The sequence below is a fragment of the Telluribacter roseus genome, from assembly GCF_017355915.2.
In the GTDB taxonomy this organism is placed as follows: domain Bacteria; phylum Bacteroidota; class Bacteroidia; order Cytophagales; family Spirosomataceae; genus Telluribacter.
On the sequence record NZ_JAFEUV020000001.1, the window covers coordinates 696,784 to 713,863 of the forward strand.

General features: G+C 49.8%; 19 protein-coding genes and 1 pseudogene. 11 read left to right on the plus strand and 9 right to left on the minus strand.

Annotated elements, in window-relative coordinates:
• Positions 1–16: 16 nt before the first annotated feature.
• Positions 17–784: a methyltransferase domain-containing protein gene (locus JTN23_RS02935; protein WP_247232259.1), complete on the minus strand. Its 768-nt coding sequence runs from the start codon at positions 782–784 to the stop codon at positions 17–19.
• A 175-nt stretch (positions 785–959) separates the two neighbouring features.
• Between JTN23_RS02935 and JTN23_RS02940 the strand changes: the two genes are divergently transcribed.
• Entirely contained in the window at positions 960–1,325 is a 366-nt protein-coding gene (locus JTN23_RS02940; protein WP_247232260.1) for a hypothetical protein, read from the plus strand.
• A 49-nt stretch (positions 1,326–1,374) separates the two neighbouring features.
• On the opposite strand, the gene JTN23_RS02945 is transcribed toward JTN23_RS02940, so the two are convergent.
• Positions 1,375–1,527 (minus strand): hypothetical protein, encoded by a 153-nt coding sequence (locus JTN23_RS02945; protein WP_247232262.1) that lies wholly within the window; start codon positions 1,525–1,527, stop codon positions 1,375–1,377.
• 251 nt (positions 1,528–1,778) lie between these two features.
• Here JTN23_RS02945 and hisS point away from each other — a divergent pair, with 251 nt between their 5' ends.
• From hisS to JTN23_RS02975, 6 genes are all read left to right on the plus strand, one after another.
• A complete protein-coding gene (gene hisS, locus JTN23_RS02950) occupies positions 1,779–3,140 on the plus strand; it encodes a histidine--tRNA ligase (RefSeq protein ID WP_247232263.1) in 1,362 nt (453 codons plus the stop codon).
• 23 nt (positions 3,141–3,163) lie between these two features.
• Positions 3,164–4,024, plus strand: a complete 861-nt coding sequence (hisG, locus tag JTN23_RS02955) for an ATP phosphoribosyltransferase (RefSeq protein ID WP_247232265.1) — start codon at positions 3,164–3,166, stop codon at positions 4,022–4,024.
• A gap of 63 nt (positions 4,025–4,087) precedes the next feature.
• Positions 4,088–5,362 carry a histidinol dehydrogenase gene (hisD, locus tag JTN23_RS02960; protein WP_247232268.1) on the plus strand — a complete coding sequence of 425 codons (1,275 nt, stop codon included), beginning with the start codon at positions 4,088–4,090 and terminating at the stop codon, positions 5,360–5,362.
• Positions 5,363–5,389: 27 nt separating this feature from the next.
• Positions 5,390–5,845, plus strand: coding sequence for an RES family NAD+ phosphorylase (locus tag JTN23_RS02965; RefSeq protein ID WP_247232269.1), 456 nt, complete (start codon positions 5,390–5,392; stop codon positions 5,843–5,845).
• On the plus strand, positions 5,835–6,908 hold the full coding sequence (gene hisC / locus JTN23_RS02970; RefSeq protein ID WP_247232271.1) for a histidinol-phosphate transaminase: 1,074 nt from the start codon (positions 5,835–5,837) through the stop codon (positions 6,906–6,908). Before JTN23_RS02965 ends, hisC begins: the two co-directional genes overlap by 11 nt.
• 54 nt (positions 6,909–6,962) lie before the next feature.
• Positions 6,963–7,478 carry a hypothetical protein gene (locus JTN23_RS02975; RefSeq protein WP_247232274.1) on the plus strand — a complete coding sequence of 172 codons (516 nt, stop codon included), beginning with the start codon at positions 6,963–6,965 and terminating at the stop codon, positions 7,476–7,478.
• 74 nt (positions 7,479–7,552) lie between these two features.
• Here JTN23_RS02975 and JTN23_RS02980 read toward each other — a convergent pair whose 3' ends face one another.
• The 3 genes from JTN23_RS02980 to JTN23_RS02990 form a co-directional block, all read right to left on the minus strand.
• Positions 7,553–8,041, minus strand: coding sequence for a VOC family protein (locus JTN23_RS02980; RefSeq protein WP_247232276.1), 489 nt, complete (start codon positions 8,039–8,041; stop codon positions 7,553–7,555).
• 225 nt (positions 8,042–8,266) lie between these two features.
• Positions 8,267–8,929, minus strand: a complete 663-nt coding sequence (locus JTN23_RS02985) for a TylF/MycF/NovP-related O-methyltransferase (protein WP_247232277.1) — start codon at positions 8,927–8,929, stop codon at positions 8,267–8,269.
• Between the two features lie 286 nt (positions 8,930–9,215).
• Complete coding sequence (locus JTN23_RS02990; protein WP_247232279.1) at positions 9,216–9,983, minus strand: DUF8692 domain-containing protein; 768 nt, start codon at positions 9,981–9,983, stop codon at positions 9,216–9,218.
• Positions 9,984–10,528: 545 nt separating this feature from the next.
• On the opposite strand from JTN23_RS02990, the gene JTN23_RS02995 reads away from it, so the two are divergent.
• Entirely contained in the window at positions 10,529–11,644 is a 1,116-nt protein-coding gene (locus tag JTN23_RS02995) for an SDR family NAD(P)-dependent oxidoreductase (protein WP_247232280.1), read from the plus strand.
• Positions 11,645–11,715: 71 nt separating this feature from the next.
• On the opposite strand, the gene JTN23_RS03000 is transcribed toward JTN23_RS02995, so the two are convergent.
• The 3 genes from JTN23_RS03000 to JTN23_RS03010 form a co-directional block, all read right to left on the minus strand.
• The gene (locus JTN23_RS03000) at positions 11,716–12,951 is read right to left on the minus strand and encodes a hypothetical protein (RefSeq protein WP_247232281.1); all 1,236 of its coding nucleotides are present in this window, start codon (positions 12,949–12,951) and stop codon (positions 11,716–11,718) included.
• A gap of 11 nt (positions 12,952–12,962) precedes the next feature.
• Complete coding sequence (locus JTN23_RS03005) at positions 12,963–13,538, minus strand: hypothetical protein (RefSeq protein WP_247232282.1); 576 nt, start codon at positions 13,536–13,538, stop codon at positions 12,963–12,965.
• A 93-nt stretch (positions 13,539–13,631) separates the two neighbouring features.
• Entirely contained in the window at positions 13,632–14,159 is a 528-nt protein-coding gene (locus tag JTN23_RS03010) for a DUF4385 domain-containing protein (RefSeq protein ID WP_247232284.1), read from the minus strand.
• Positions 14,160–14,380: 221 nt separating this feature from the next.
• Here JTN23_RS03010 and JTN23_RS26085 point away from each other — a divergent pair.
• The 3 genes and pseudogenes from JTN23_RS26085 to JTN23_RS03020 all read left to right on the plus strand — a co-directional run.
• Positions 14,381–14,650: pseudogene (locus JTN23_RS26085) on the plus strand (hypothetical protein); the annotation flags it as partial.
• Positions 14,651–14,746: 96 nt separating this feature from the next.
• A complete protein-coding gene (locus JTN23_RS03015) occupies positions 14,747–15,169 on the plus strand; it encodes a hypothetical protein (RefSeq protein WP_247232286.1) in 423 nt (140 codons plus the stop codon).
• Between the two features lie 398 nt (positions 15,170–15,567).
• Positions 15,568–15,933, plus strand: coding sequence for a hypothetical protein (locus JTN23_RS03020; RefSeq protein WP_247232288.1), 366 nt, complete (start codon positions 15,568–15,570; stop codon positions 15,931–15,933).
• 108 nt (positions 15,934–16,041) lie between these two features.
• Here JTN23_RS03020 and JTN23_RS03025 read toward each other — a convergent pair whose 3' ends face one another.
• Positions 16,042–17,061 (minus strand): NAD(P)H-dependent flavin oxidoreductase, encoded by a 1,020-nt coding sequence (locus tag JTN23_RS03025; protein WP_247232290.1) that lies wholly within the window; start codon positions 17,059–17,061, stop codon positions 16,042–16,044.
• Between the last annotated feature and the right edge of the window lie 19 nt (positions 17,062–17,080).

Genomic DNA, 17,080 nt, shown 5'->3' on the forward strand with positions numbered 1-17,080 from the left:
TGCAGCTATAAAAGAGTTATTTTTTCTCGCAGAAGTAGATAATCTCCCCGGCCGGCAGTGCATAGCGCCTCACTTCCTCTTTGGTAAGTTCATCCATCACAAAGCGATCCTCCTTTACCGTGAAGCCGCCTTTTTCGAGCTCGCGGGCGTAGTCACGGCCGAAGAGACGCAGGTGGTCATTCTGCCAGAAATGCTTCTCCCGTTCGCGCGGGTCGGTAATGGTAGGATCTTCGTAGGTAGTAGCTCTCGAGAAGTCCTGCGGTGACTGGATAATAGCCCAGCCTCCGGGGCGCAGTACCCGGTAGAGTTCGCTCATAGCCCTGACGTAGTCATCCACGTGCTCCATCACGTGGTTACAGATCGCCACATCAAAGGTATTGGCCTCAAAGGGGATGGAATGGATATCCATCTTCACCTTGGCCAGCGGTGATTCTATATCGGCCGTAATGTAGTCCAGGTTTTTCATGGACTCAAAGCGGTGGATGAAGCTGTACTCCGGAGCCACGTGCAGTACCTTCAGGTTATCGCGGAAGAAATTGGTCTTGCGCTTAAGGTACAGGTACATGAGGCGGTGACGCTCCAGCGCCAGACAGTTGGGACAAAGCGCATTGTCACGGCCGGAACGACCATAGGGCAGGAACTCACGGTACTGGTGGTCACAAACGGGACATTCGACGTTACGGCCGGTATAAAACACACCCAGTACCCGGGCCGCCCAGTGGCCTACCAGCTGAAGATAAGGACGGGGAACATGCCGAAGCACCAGGCTAAATATTGATTTCATGGAAGAAGGTCAGAGAAAAGATACTAGTGTAATCGTGATAAAAGGCATTGACTTTGCTACAAATGTACAGGATAGCCCGGAAATAGCGTTTTAATGGTCTCGAAAAGTCGCTGATTTATTAAAATAAGATTGAAAAAATAATTATTTTTGAAGATAGAATTAATTGCCTTTTACCATGATTGTTCCTAAGGCTGAAGCTAAGCCACCCGGCCGAAAGCTTCTAAAAAAAATGTCGTCGCATACTAAATGGCTCTTGCTGTCAACGTTCAGCCTGATTCTGATTAGTTATGGATTGTTTGTATTCAATGAAGCCGGAAATCTCAAGCATACGGGGGAGCCAACGGTGAAGTGGGTACTACTGAGTATATACAGCCTGGTACTCATTAATAGTGGTATTGCCTTGTTTGGGCAGGCGATCCGGATCCGGGTAATGATTGATGTTCGACAGGCTATTCGTCGTAATAATCGTAAGACGGAGAAGCAACTGGACGCTGTGAAGAAAGCGGCTAAAAAATCCAAAAGCCCTACCAAAGCTAATTGACAGGGCCTTTTTGAATACGTGTATCGCTTGGGGATAAACCCGTTCGTGCTTACTTCTTATTAGCTTCGAACTCGGCTTTGATAGCCTCTACGTCCACGTTCTTGATCTCAGGGCGACGAAGTAGATTCTTAATACGAGCCACACGATTCTTAGAGGTGGCTTTATTTCTACGTCCCTTACGTTTCAATTCCGTTACTCCCATTGTCTTAGTATAGTTTTGTTAAAGAGGCGCAAAAATAGCGTTTATTTACGAAAAAAGTAAAAAACAGACCTAAAAATTGCAATGCCTGCCCTACCTTTGTGGTAGAGTAGCAGGTCTTCCCGACGCTGCGCTCGCTGTTATACCCAATAGTTTAACGTAGTAATTCTTACACCGTAAGTACTGTCAGTTAGGGCAGATCAGTGATCTGAGGCTATAGACAGTAATATTTGGTGTACTGTGAATATTCTAATATGAGTAAACCATCCCTTGCCCGCGGAACGCGCGACTTTGGTCCCGACCAGATGGTGAAGCGCACGTTTATCTTTGATACCATCCGGCGTACGTTCCAGCGGTATGGCTTTCAGCCCCTCGAAACTCCCGCAATCGAAAACCTGTCCGTGCTGATGGGAAAGTATGGTGATGAAGGGGATCAGCTTCTTTTCAAGATACTTAACTCCGGCAACTACAACGAAAAGCTTACCGAGCAGGACTGGAAACTGGACCCTAAGCAGCTCACCACCCGGATTTCAGAAAAAGGCCTTCGCTATGACCTGACGGTACCTTTTGCCCGGTACGTAGTCATGAACCGGGGGACCCTTACCATGCCCTTCAAACGGTACCAGTTGCAGCCCGTGTGGCGGGCCGACCGTCCGCAGAAGGGCCGCTACCGTGAGTTCTACCAGTGCGATGCCGACGTAGTAGGTACCGACTCGCTGCTGTGCGAGGCCGAGATCGTGATGATGCTGCATACCATTCTGCACGAGCTGGGCATCACGGACTTTACTATCAAAATCAACAACCGCAAGATCCTGACCGGAATAGCCGAGGCCATTGGGGCCGCGGGGCAGGAAGGACCTCTGTGCGTAGCCGTCGATAAGCTGGATAAAATAGGCAAGGACAAAGTACTCACTGAACTGCACGAGCGCGGATTCAGCGAAGAGAGTACTTCCAACCTGGAGCCGATGTTTGCTCTGGCTTCCGAGACGGCTCCCTTTGCGCAGCTGCGCGAGTGGCTGGCCGGCTCCGAAACGGCCCTGAAAGGAATCGATGAGCTGGAACAGGTGTGGCACATGGTAGAAGGCTTCGGCCTGCAGAACCCCCGCACCCAGCTGGACGTAACCCTGGCGCGGGGACTATCGTACTATACCGGTGCCATCTTTGAAGTAAAGGTCAATAATGTACAGATCGGCAGCATCAGTGGTGGTGGCCGCTACGATAACCTGACGGGTACCTTCGGAGTACCGGGCCTATCGGGCGTAGGTATATCGCTGGGGGTAGACCGCATCTACGATGTGATGGAAGAGCTGGACCTGTTCCCCAAAGACCAGACCATCACGACCCGCGTCATGCTGACCAACTTTGATGCACAGGCTGCCAGCTATGGCCTGGGTGTCCTTTATAAACTACGTCAGTCGGGGCTCAACGCCGAGATGTACCCTGACTCGGTGAAGCTGAAGAAGCAGCTCGACTACGCCGACCGGAAGCAGATACCCTTCGTGATCCTGATCGGATCGGAGGAAATGGCTTCTGGACGCCTGACCCTGAAAAATATGCGCACCGGCGAGCAACAGCAAGGTACCCCCGAAGAACTTACAGCAATTATACAAGCATAGAGAGTATTATATACAGCTAACCCATGAATGAAATACTACGCATAGCGGTACAGAAGTCTGGTCGGCTCAGTGAGGATTCCCTCAAGCTGATCAAGGAGTGCGGCATCCGGTTTGACAACGGAGCCGGCAAACTAAAAACGGCTGCTACCAACTTCCCGGCAGAGTTCCTGTTTCTGCGCGACGATGATATTCCTGGTTATGTAGAGGATGGCGTGGCACATCTGGGGATAGTAGGGGAGAATGTAGCCGGTGAGACCAACCGTGATGTTGATACTGTACATAAGCTGGGCTTTTCGAAGTGCCGGTTGTCGATAGGTATACCAAGAGGCGTAGAATATAATGGGGTACAGGATCTGGATGGCAAAAGCATAGCTACTTCGTATCCGCGCCTGCTGGGCAACTACCTGGCTGAGCACGGTGTAACGGCCCAGATCCACGAGATCAGCGGCTCGGTAGAAATAGCCCCTAGTATCGGTCTGGCCGATGCCGTGTGTGATATAGTGAGCTCAGGAAGTACCCTGTTGAGCAATGGCCTGAAGGAGGTGGAGGTGATCTACCGCTCCGAGGCCGTAATGATTGCGAGTCGTACCCTGACCCCCGGGCAGAAGGACCTGCTGGACCAGCTGCTATTCCGGATCAAATCGGTACAGCAGGCCAAGAATAATAAGTATATCCTGCTCAACTGCCCCATTTCGGCCGTAGACGAGATTACCAAGTACCTGCCTGGTATGCGGGCCCCGTCGGTACTGCCTTTGGCTACGGAGGGCTGGTGCTCGCTGCACTCGGTGATCAACGAAAATGATTTTTGGGAAAATATTGAAAAAATCCGTCAGGCTGGAGCCGAAGGTATTCTGGTAATCCCGATCGAGAAAATGATCCAATGATCGTTTTTGAGCATCTGACGATTTTTAAGGATAAATGATCCATAACCATTAGTATTCCAGATTATGAAAATCGTATGCTTTCCTGAACGTAGTCAGTGGCCGGAGCTATTGGCTCGTCCCGAACACGAGTCGGGCAATATTGAAAAAGTAGTAGAGCCTATACTGCAGCAGGTTAGGGAAAAGGGCGACGCCGCCCTTCGTGATCTGGCTATGAAGTTTGATAATGTAGAGTTACAGGATCTGGCGTTCGCCCCGGAGGCGTTCGATCAGGCCGAAGCCAGGCTGGATGAAAAGCTGAAACAGGCCATACAGCAGGCCTATAACAACATTCGCCGGTTCCACGAGGCCCAGTACCAGCCCATCGAGAAGGTCGAGACCATGCCGGGTGTAACCTGCTGGCGTCGTAGTGTCGGTATTGAGAAAGTAGGTATCTATATTCCGGGAGGTACCGCTCCGCTGTTCAGCACCGTACTCATGCTGGGAATACCGGCTCAGCTGGCGGGCTGTCGTGAGATCATTCTCTGTACCCCCAGCGATCACCCGGCAATCCTGTACGCCGCCAAGCTGGTAGGTGTGACCAGAGCATTCCAGATTGGTGGTGCCCAGGCCATTGCCGCCATGGCGTACGGTACTGAGTCGGTACCTAAGGTGTTCAAGATCTTCGGTCCGGGCAATCAGTACGTAGTGGCAGCCAAAATGCTGGTTAGTAAGGAAGGCGTAGCCATCGATATGCCGGCCGGTCCGTCCGAAGTAGCCGTGTATGCCGACGAAACTGCCCAGCCCGCTTTTGTAGCCGCTGACCTCCTGTCGCAGGCCGAGCATGGTACCGATAGCCAGGTGCTGCTGGTAACTACCAGTAAGAAGCTCGTTAGCTGCGTTAACATGGCGCTGGCTAACCAGCTAGAGGAGCTGCCACGCCGGGATATAGCCCGCAAGGCCATCGAAAACAGCAAGGCCATTCTGGTAGACAATGAAGACGATGCCATTGACCTGCTGAATGAGTACGCCGCCGAGCACCTGATCCTGAGTATCAAGAATGCGGAGGAGGTGACTGAGCGGATCATCAATGCAGGTTCGATTTTTTTAGGTCATTATACACCTGAGTCCTGCGGTGACTACGCCTCCGGTACCAACCATACTCTGCCTACCAACGGGTTTGCCAGGGCGTACAGTGGCGTATCACTGGACAGCTTTGTAAAGAAAATAACGGTACAACATATTACTCAAGAAGGTATACGGGCCATTGGACCTACCGTAGAAGCCATGGCGGAGGCCGAGTCACTGCACGCGCACAAACGAGCCGTGAGTATCAGGCTGAAAGCGCTGGACGAAATGTAGTAGCCCCAATGGCCGCATTGGCAGCCTATGGAGCTATACAGAATTACGCGTGACCGTCACCGGGACGACCTGACGGGAACGGAAGCCTTTAAGAGCGGGGGACGCTGGAATACGGAGGGCAGACATGCCCTCTATACCGCTTCTAGCCGATCGCTGGCCTTGCTGGAAAAGCTGGTGCACCTGGAAGAAACCCCACCGCCAGATGACTACGTGATGGTAGTACTACACGTGCCCGACGAGGTGTCGTGTCGTCAGCTGGAAGACTTACCCGCCGACTGGCCCAGTCAGCGCTCCTGGACCGAAGATGCCGGCAACCGGTGGCTGGACGAAAATAAGACTCTTCTTCTGAAAGTACCCTCGGTTATTGTACCTTTGGAGTACAACTATATCCTTAATCCCCGGCACGAGGATATGAAACTAGTAAAAATAGTTGGCATAGAGCCCTTCACGATTGACGAACGTTTATGTACCTATGAACAATAAGTTTAGCCTCAGTACTATCATCCGACCGCACATCCTGACCCTTACGCCCTACTCGTCGGCCCGTGATGAGTACACAGGCAAAGAGGGGATATTTCTGGATGCCAACGAAAATCCGTTTGGCTCGGTAGGGCAGGAGTCCTATAACCGCTATCCTGATCCGTATCAGTCGGCCATCAAGGAAAAGCTGGCTCCTATCAAAGGAGTGCGACCTGGACAGATATTTCTGGGCAACGGAAGCGATGAGCCCATCGACCTGCTGGTACGGGCTACATGTACACCGGGTCAGGACCGCATCTTGATTATGCCGCCCACCTACGGCATGTACGAGGTAAGTGCTTCCATCAACGATGTACCCCTCACCAAAGTACCGCTGACGCCCGACTTCCAGATTGATACCGATGCGGTGCTGGCGGCCATTACCCCTGATACCAAAATCATATGGATATGCTCCCCTAATAACCCCTCCGGCAATCTGGTGCAGGCTTCGGCCATTCAGACCCTATTGGAGCAGTTTGCGGGTCTGGTTGTAGTCGATGAAGCTTATATCGATTTCGCCGAGGTTGAATCCTGGACGCAACGACTGGATGAGTACCCTAATCTGGTGGTACTACAGACCTTCTCCAAAGCGTGGGGACTGGCCTCGCTGCGACTGGGGATGTGCTTTGCCTCCGAGGACCTGATCAGGATCCTGAATAAGATCAAGCCGCCGTACAATATTAGTGGGCCAACCCAGCAATTGCTTCTGAATGCCCTGGACGGCGTAGAGGCCAAGAACCAGATGGTCATAGATATCCTGCACGAGCGGGACACGCTGCGTAACATGCTCAATGATTTGCCCCTGGTAAAGAAGGTACACCCTTCGGATGCCAACTTCCTGCTGGTGCAGTTTGAGGATGCCAAGGCCGTAATGGATTACCTGCTGAGCGAGAAGATCATTGTGCGCGACCGCTCCCGCGTTATCCTGTGCGATGGATGCCTGCGAATCACCGTGGGTACCCGCGACGAAAACGTGGCGGTAATTGATGCGCTCAAAAAATACCACCAGAATGCGGTGGAGGCGTAGTGGTGAAGCAAGGAATAGATGTCTTAGTGTATACAGTACTGAACCAGACCTACCATGAAAAAAGTATTATTTACCCTCATAGGCTTATTTGCAATGAACCTGGCGCATGCGCAGTATGACAACTGGGCCGTTGGTTTTAAGCTGGGAGAACCTACCGGGTTTAATGTACGTAAGTACTTCAACAACATCAATGCCTTTGACGTCACTATTGGTACATACGGTGGTATCGTGGGCAACAACCGCGACTATCGCCAGGGACAATATCGTAACGCCGGGCTCTCCGTACAGGCTCACTACCTGTGGCACTACCCCCTGTTCAACGCGGAGCTGGTCCATATCTACTACGGCTTTGGGGGACAGCTCAACAGTCGTCGCTACTATCCCAACCGCCTGAGTGGTGGCTACGAAAATACTATTTCGCTTGGAGGATCCGGTGTGGGTGGTATTGAGTACTACCTGCCTGATGGCCGCCTCTCGGTATTTCTGGAAGGTGGTGCCTACGCCGAAGTACTTCCCCGCCCACTATACATCAGCCCCAATATTTCCGGAGGGATACGTTTGAATCTTTGATCGTTTGATATAGAATACCAAAAAAGCACAAAGTTGAACTTTGTGCTTTTTTGGTAACTACCGTCCGGCAGCGATCAGGGCTGAGCCGTTTCCTGCCCATGGTAGGCAAGGGATATGGCTTCAATATTGATCTTCCCCATTTGCATCATAGCATGCACTGCTCTTCCCGCTTTTTCTGCCTCTTCGCTATGCAGGTACTTACCCAAGGTGGCCGGTATGATTTGCCATGACAAACCAAATTTGTCTTTGAGCCAGCCGCACCGGCCCTTTTCTCCCCCATACGACAGCTTATCCCACAGTTCATCTACTTCCTGCTGGGTGTCACAGTGTACGAAGAGCGATGTACCGTTTGAGAAGGTAAAGTAGGGGCCTCCGTTCAGCGCCATGAATTCCTGTCCTTCGAGCTGGAACATAATGGACATAACAGTACCTTTCGGCAGATGTCCACCATCGCCATAGCGAATGGTCTTGGTGATGCCGGAGTTCTTGAAGAGGGAAGTATACAGATTCACCGCTTCTTCGGCCTGGTCGTTAAAGGTCAGAAATGTCGTAATCTTTTGCATAGTAGTTAAGTCAGGATATAGGTATAAGCAAAAGTAAGGGTTACGAAGCCAATAGGCCGGGTGTGGGAGAGCCATTCTACGGGTGAATTGCGACAATGTTTTTCCAAGTCCTAAATGGCAGGTACTTAACAACTGCTTCTACACCCTACCAATACTACTACAAGCAAAAGAGCAGGACCTTTGCCTGCTCTTTTGCTATGGGTGCTTTATACCGAAGGTACGGTGCTACGGCTTAATGATGTACGATGGAATGTAGTTGAACCGGGGCTTATGTATCTGGATAGCCATATCCTCAAAAAACTCATCAACAGCCCTGGTTTCACCCTCCACGGTTCCGTAATCATCAAGCATGACCACTCCACCCTTTACAACCCGCTCCCAAAGATTCTCAAGGATGAATTTCGTAGGTTCGTACACATCCACATCAATGTGAAGCAGCGCAATCTTTAGGGCCGGGTTTTGCGCCAGGAAGTCAGGTAGGGTAAGCAGGATATCGCCCTGTACCAGCGAGAAGTTAATAAAGCCCTTGTTTGTAAGGTGCATTTCCAGTTCTTCGCTGCTGATTCCGTACCCTCCGGCACTTTCAAATTTTTCTACAAAGCTCCGGTCACTCTCCAGCTCAAGCGCATCTGGAAACTTACCAAACATATCAAATCCGTAGACTTTTCTGACGTATTCATTTTCCAGTAGGTTTCTGAATGACAGCAGCCTAACCAGCGACGTGCCCTTATATACGCCAAACTCAAGGATATCTCCGGGCAGGTCCAGAATCTTATGATAGACGTCCAGATGATTGAGCAGTTTCCCGATTCGGTTGGTTTCGCAGGTTAGATAAAAACCATTCTCATAGTCCCATTTTTTATCTGGGTTAACGGTGTAGTTTTTCATGGATTTGAATGCCTGATGTGGTTTCTTTTACATGCAAATTATGCAATGGACGATCAATATATTTCTGTTTGCTCTGATACTTTTATTTCTCCTGATACAATTGTACCTACAGCACATCCCTATATTAAGAATATTAAACCAATAAAAAACAAACGCATAGTTGCACCGACATGATGCGCGTTTGTTTTTTTATTGGTACATAAATAAAGCTGACTTACTACATTCTCCTCATATAGTTGATTTATAGTACTTGATTAGCCGGATCAGAAATTGGTGTGGCGTTAGATCAGGCTGCCTGCTTCTCCAGCTGTGCTCCTTTTCGTACATAGCTAACCGGAGTTATGTAATTATTGAGATAATGAAGCAACGCATAGATAAAGGTGGTAACACCCAGCATTTCCATAAGTTCTTCGAGGCAGTACAGGAGCTGATTGTACAAGTGGTCAATGCTGTACATCTTATAGAAATAGCCTTCAAATAGCTCAAGACCTACTGCACCTCCTACGAAAATGGTTGCGGATAAAAAAAATAAATTCCGGGTAATGGTAGGCAATGAGAGCACAAATCGGAACATATAAACAGCAACGGCCAAAAACATCAAAAAGTAAGGTACTACCCATGCCCAATGTAATAGTCCGGCATAATCATTTGTGATATAGGGCCTTACGTGGAAGGTAGTAGTTTCGTGGATCTGGAGGTTTTCGTCTAAGGCCAGAAAAAAGAACACAATGCTCAGGACGAGCCATTGCTTCTTCCCTTTGCCGGATAATTTAATTTGGGTCTGTTTATATATAAAAAATAAGATAAGACTTGCCGATAACATCAGGAGGGTAGAGAAGAACGCAGGAAAATTATTTTCTCCGTTGAAATCAAAATATTTATGCAAAATTCGTGCGTACCAGACTTCGTAGTAGGAGGAGTTCTGAGCAATGATATTAGCAATATTAGCCAGCAGAAGGAAGGTTATGGCTACTGCTACATACTTTACAATTCTTCCCGGGTTTACCGAAACAATGTAAGAGGCTGTTTTCGTAGAGCCTAAAGTTTTTTCCATAAGGTTTTGTGTTTGGGGTGGTATACAACAAAGATGCCTGGTTATTCAATCCACTTTACACGCTACTTGAGGTTTGATTTTTACGTAAGTGCAGGTGGAAAAAATAATGGAAATTTAACATGGCGCATTAGATGGGTTCTTAGGTTAACGCCCCCCAAAAACGTAATGTTTGGAAAAAATTAACAAAAAGATAAAATGAAAGGAGCTGATTATGGCCCTGTTATATAAAAATCCGGCGCTGAGTATGAGGAGATTGTATTCTCAATTTGTGTTTGATCGGTAGGTAATTTACTTGTTTACAAAAAGTTACATACCTGTTCGTTAGTTTAACTCCTGCATGAAGAATTTGTAAAATTTACAGGATCATAAAAAAGTTTTGACTAGCCTTGAACCTGGCCATTTTTTGTGGCTTATCCACCTTTGGAGAGGCTGTGCTGGTGGAGCTGAACAGCCCCCTGATTCCGTCGCTGAAGCTGCATGGTATGGTTTTATACAACCCTGTTCAATTTCTAACTTGTAATGAGGATGTATAACTAATTACTACCATGGCTAAGAGTGAGTGTACTTTGAATAATCATCTGATACAGCGTAAGGGGGCGGCTGGCGTGACTACCTATACAGGCATCCAGCGGGGTATCCAGCGGGGCTTTCAGCCGGGCCTCTTACCAGTACTTTTTATACTTCTTTGTCTTTTCCTCAGCGGTTGTGCTACTTCTGAGTTGGGAAAGGCCGGGCAGCGCAAAACCGCCGGTAAAACATTCGTCATCGTGGGAGCATCCAGTGGATTTGGTCGTGGAGTAGCGGAGCAGCTGGGAGCCTATAAGGCCAACGTGGTACTGGCCGCCCGACGAGCCGACCTGCTGGAAGAAATAGCCGGTAAAGTGCGAGCTGCCGGTGGAACCGCCCTGGTGGTACCCATGGACATCAGTAAGCCCGAAGATGTACAGCGCCTGGCAGATGAGGCCCTGAAGCAGTATGGCGATATTGACGTATGGATCAATATGGCCGGAGTAGGGGGGATCGGGCGCTTCTGGGACATCCCACTGGAAGATCAGGCCCGGATCGTCGATATCAACCTCAAGGGCGTCATCTATGGCAGCTATGCCGCCATCCGGCAGTTCAGAAGCCAGGGGTATGGTACCCTTATCAATATGGGGTCGGTAGAGAGCAATGTACCGCTTGCCTACCATGCTTCGTATGCGGCCACCAAGGGAGGAATACTTAACCTGGGACAGGCGCTCAATCAGGAACTACGGCTCAACGGAAACAGGAACATCCGGGTAGTGACCGTAGAGCCCTGGGCGGTGGATACGCCGTTCTGGCGGCACGCGGCCAACTACAGCGGAGGTACGCCGCGTATGGCAGCCATGGATCCGCCCAGTAAGGTAGTCAATGCTACCATACGGGCTTCGCTCCACCGCCGACCCGAGCGCCCGGTGGGCTGGAAAGCCAAGGGAGCCTGGATTTCGCACCACCTGTTTCCCCGCTTTACCGAAAGGCTGTCTGGTAATATCATCCATAAGTACCAGATCAGGAATGCGCCTCCGGCGCCTCCTACTTCCGGGTCGGTACATGAGCCCATGGAAGCAGGCCGCGGAGTGGATGATGGGGTGCGCCAGCGCATGAAGGAAGAAAAACGTCAGCGACGCAAAAACCAGTAATAGCTACGCATTCTCCTGCGAATATGGGGCAGTAGTGCCTGTTATTCGTGTGAGAGTGCACATTTAAGAGGTTATTTCTGAGCCGGTATAGGATGGGACCACAGTACATTACCATCGGGCTTGGCCAGCGCCAGCAGGAAGGTGCCGAATCTGTCCCGGCCTGTCAGGTTGAGGGTGCCATCGGGGAAAGGAAGTACTTCCACCCAGGCACCAACAAACGAATGTCCATATACCTGGTTACGCGCGATTTCCTGCCCCGACTGATCCGTTACCAGCAGATGGATGTTATTCCCGTTTAGGGAGTACACGGCTGTAGCGGTACTGGCAGAACTGAAGATACCCAGGGGCGTGACATTGCTTTGGCCTTCGGAAAGCGGATAATTCTTAACCCTTTGTAAATCGCCGGTTTCGCTTAGGGTGCACTGAAAAATATTTTTCTGATTATGGGTCTGAGTGGCTTGTAGTAGGTAACCACCTCCCGGCCTGGGACAGGCAAATCGAGATGCAAAAAGGCTGTACTTCCTGGACCAGAGTTGGCTGCCATTGGCATCTGTTTTCAATATGTAAGTTTGATCAATGTTTTCGTTCTGATTCCATTCGTGCCAACTTAGCAGAAATCCATTTTCCGGGGTGGGAGTCAAGCCGATAGGATCACTACTAATAATGGATTCAGGGTATGTCTTGTGCCATCGGATTTGGCCCTCCTTACTGTATCGGACTATTGCCGGAACGGGGTCACCGTCACGAGTACGCATCCTGCCGGCAACGACGAAGCCTTCGTCAGGTAGAGACAGGATACGATCAGGTGTAAAAGTCGTGGGATAGTAGGGAAGGGAGGCTTGCTGTTTTTCAAGTACCTTACCCTGCGCATCCAGACGGAGTACCAAAGCGGAGGTTTGCTCTACTCTTGGGGTGGAAACCCACTCAAACGGAATTGTGAATACCCAGAAGCTGCCATCGCTTAGCGGATGAATCAATGGACGTTGTTCCGTCATGCTTACCGACGTATAAGCCAGAGCCTCCCACAGAGTCTGCCCCGTCAGCGAGGTTTTTACCACCACTACCTGGTATTGCTCCAGCCAGGGGTAAGTAGGGGCAATGGCGCCGGGGGAGTTGTTGGAGGCTTTGCGCAGCATGACGGTAGCCAGCGTCCCGTCGGCTGCTACGCAGGTATTGCCCAGCATCAGGTACCGCTTATAGGGGAGGTCCTGGTCCTGAATGGGGAGGTCACGCTTCTGCAGGTCTATCTGAATCAGACAACTACTGAGCAGTATCGAGATGCTGATGAGTAACAGGATCTGTTTCATGACAAGTACCGTTAAAACCGTCGGCCAAAAGAAAATCCAGGGAAGAGGTTCAGCCGGGTTACCTCCTGTTTCACCAGTTCGCCAGCCGCATTGGTATCTGACTCGATATCGGTGTATACCCAGCCGGTCAGGTACAGCCGAAAGAGCCACCTTTGAGGGCCATTGTACCGCAGGCCCAGCAGACCCGCAGACAGATAGGACTGGTATTTTAAATCGTCAAAGAGAAAGTGGGTTTTGAAAAGGGAGCCAGCATAGCCCAACTCCGTCTGGAGCCTGCGCCCGTATAGCAGGAGTAACGAATGGTGGGTAGACACACTACCGCTGCATCGTTCAAACAGGCAAAGGCTCGGCATATAACCCAGACCAGTACTCAGTTCAACAGCACCTCTATATAGGTTGCCTTCGGGCCGGAAACGTACCACCTGCACGTGGTAGCTGGCTCCGATAACAGGAGTGTTACCCGCCAGATCAAGCGTAAAGGCATTCCGTAAGGCTTCGGGTTTGGGCGTAAGAGTGGAGTCCTGACCCAGTACCGGCCATCCTACCGACAGCAGCACAAGCAGCAAAACAAATCTTGGTAAGGCCATAGTGTGTATCCAATAGTGTGTACATAAAGATACGGCTGTTATCCTTTACCTGCGTCACCTCTTAATAAAGTTTCAGTGACTTGTCTGTTGCTTTTACCGATAGTACTTTTTTCTAAACTCTGCTTTCTGCTTTACGTACTCCGGATGGTTTTTGGCCCTGAACCAGTACTCCCTGAATACGTCCGCCGCCCGGGCCTTTTCGTTGGTCAGGGCATCTTCTTCCTGTTTCAGTATGGGGTTGCCTTTGTTCCTGCTCCCTGATGTATAAGGGTACTCCAGTCCTTCGGTTTTGTCGTCTTCGCCGATGCTGTACTTCCGGCCGCTCTTATGGTTGGCGTAGCGCCGGGCGCGGGTAAATCCCATCTGTAAGTACTTACGGGCCATGTCGGCCCCTACAAAGTCAGCGTCTTTGAGGTACTGCTCAAACATGTCATAGATCTTCTGTGCCGACTCCCGCGCTACCTCTTCGTTCTTAAACCTCCAGTGGGGCAGTATCTCCGACTTGTACGGCTGCACCAGCAGTACCCCCTGTTCGCCCACGCCTATACGATACAGCTCCGGATGCTGCCGGAAGTCAGTAGTTGTAAAGTCCAGGGTATAGTCAAAGGCGTTTTTGGGCATAGAGTGGGGAGTATGGAGTAATTGGTAATGATTATCGGTTTAACACAACACACGTACACCTTTTTGCAGCGGTACCTCCGCAATCAAATCTACACGTAGCTGATCAGGTCATGGATCTCCTCCATTGAAAACGACACAAAATTGTTTCTGAGTCACTGCATATAATTGCCAAAGTAGTAGCTTTACTGTAGATAAAATTGCTATTAACTCTCCAACCAGAAATGAATCAAATAGTTAGTACGGATCAGCAGCTAGTGTGCAAGAATTGTGGTGAAACCTTTACTAAAGAATTTTGTAATCATTGTGGACAGAAAGCCGCTCATCGAATTACTGTACATCATGTTCTGCACGATCTAGTCCATGTGTTTCTTCATGCCGATAAGGGAATCTTTTCGTTTTTGACTCGTGTAGTTCTTACTCCGGGCGTTCTGGCTCGCGAGTACGTCAATGGAAAAAGGAAGATTTTCAACCCGTACCAATACCTTATATTCAGCGTGGGTATAGTTATCTTTTTAATGTCCAGGTCTCATTTCTTCGAAAGTCTGGATAGTTATAGTACAGGCAGTTCAACCCGAATGCCGGAATATATGCAAAAAGGATTTGCCGGATTCAACCTGTTTCTCAGGAATTACATGAACATCATCACGTTTATGGCATTACCTATTTACGCGTTTTCGGGATGGGTGTTCAACCGCAAAAGAAAGGAAAACTATGCTGAACACTTTACAATTCTGGTTTTTGCCATGTCTCAGATCAATACCATCAATGCTCTGGTACTGCTTCTGCTCATCTTTTTGAATATTACCACTTTGGGAACCGTTTCCATTTCCATCGCTCTATCCATATTTAGCTTCTGTATAACGTATAAACAATACTACAACCTGACTTGGATGGCCGGACTTTGGAAAGGTATCATTATTTATATTGCCTCCTATATGGGCCAGATCCTGATCATGGGTATGGGGCTGCTGATTTATATACTACTACTCAAGTATCACTATCTGCATTGATACGTATCGATCTCAGTACAGAGTGAGAGTTATACTTAGTCCAACTCTACGCTATCCTTGATCTGTACTACACCTTCTTTCAGAACAACGTCATATACAGCCTAAATCAGGCGGTCTTTTTATCTATTGGTACTTTCTGGGTCTTGTCAAAGCAGCGTAAGCAAGTTTTAAAGCCCTGGTGTGCGGCGATCAATGGTAGATGCTCTAAGCCTGGAAAACTGAAACTTTTTGAAAAGTTCAATAAATTTTTAGACCGAATCAGTCTGATATACAGCCGTCTACCTCTGAGGTGCTACCTGATTAGCTATTTTGTATAGAATAGCTATTAAACCTTAGGAGAAGAAGATCCTCTAACCCACATAACACAGAACATCTATTAGCCATAACATCTATTAGCCATGAAAAAGACCCTTATTCTATTTGCTCTGTTTGTAGTTGCCAGTCTGGGAGTTTCGGCGCAAACCGTACGGTCCAACCGTACCCTGCCCAGTGATCGTCAGGCCATAAACCAGATTCAGCAACTCGACCAGGAAGTACGTACCAAAATAGCCCGCGGCCTCGAAAGGGAAATGATCAACCCCACTGATGCGATGCGGCTGCTCAACGAGTACCAGCGTATCCAGCAACGTGAGCGCCAGTACCTGACCAACGGCAGGCTCAACAACCGCGAAACCCGCGACCTTATTTACGATCTTGAAAGCCTGTCGCGCCGCATTACGCTTGACAGCTACAACGATCCATCCGGCCGGGTAGGCAGACGATAATACCATAATCTCATAAACCACAAGCTGTAAAAAAGGGACTCATTGAGTCCCTTTTTTATGGTACTTCACTGTATGATGGACATAACCTAGGGTAGCGGATCGAAAGCTTTACCCAAGCCTGATTGAGGTGATAGTTTGGGCAGCTTCCTCCATTAAGGTGGTGATGATAGTCTCAACCGGTTGTATATCCTGCACCAGACCTACACCCTGTCCGGCCAGGAGCGCCATCTCTTCCAGGTCTCCCTCGGTGGTGGGCATAGGTACAAAGCTGGAGAAGCGTTTCAGCGTCTGCTCCTGCCCGAATAGGGATGTTTTGCCAATGACGGGTTCATTCTCAGTAGTAGCAGGTACCAGATGCTCCTTGCCCTGGAACTCTGTCACTACTCCGTTTTTCAGTACACGCATCGGATTGAAGTCAACCATTTCGGGACCGAAGATGGACGTCAGGCAGGTATCGGTACCGGTGGCCTGGGTCAGGCGGCTTTTATAATCAGGATGGATAAACGCCTCCTGGCTGGCCAGCAGACGGGTACCTACCCATACGCCCACGGCACCCAGGCACAGTGCGGCCGCGACCTGCCTGCCCGTGGTGATACCGCCGGCCGCCAGTACCGGCGTGGGCTTGACGGCTTCCACCACCTCGGGTACCAGTACGAAGGTAGGCAGGGTACCGTAGTTATGACCTCCCGCTTCGGCTCCCTGCGCTATGATCAGATCAATACCGTCCGCGACCGCTGTACGGGCATCCGCTACCGAGCCTACCTGTTCCCACACCTGTATGCCTGCTTCGTGCAGCACATCGATGTATGCTTTGGGCGGGTGGCCCCAGTGAAAGGAAACAATAGGTACCTGCTCCTCTACGCACACCCTGATCTTTTCCTCATCGGTGAGGAAGGTGATGAAGTTGACGTGGAATGGCCGGTCGGTAGCTTTTTTTACTTCACGGATCAGGAACCGGACGGCCTCGGCGGGCAGCGGTCCCATGGCGATGGCGCCAATACCACCGGCCTTACATACAGCAATAGCCAGGTCGGGCGAGGTGCCGGCAAAGGCCATTCCGGCCGATACAAACGGATAGATAACGTTATAGGTTTCGGTAAGGCGGGTAGTGATAGTAGGTTTAGTCATGGCGGTTTTAGTTATTTTG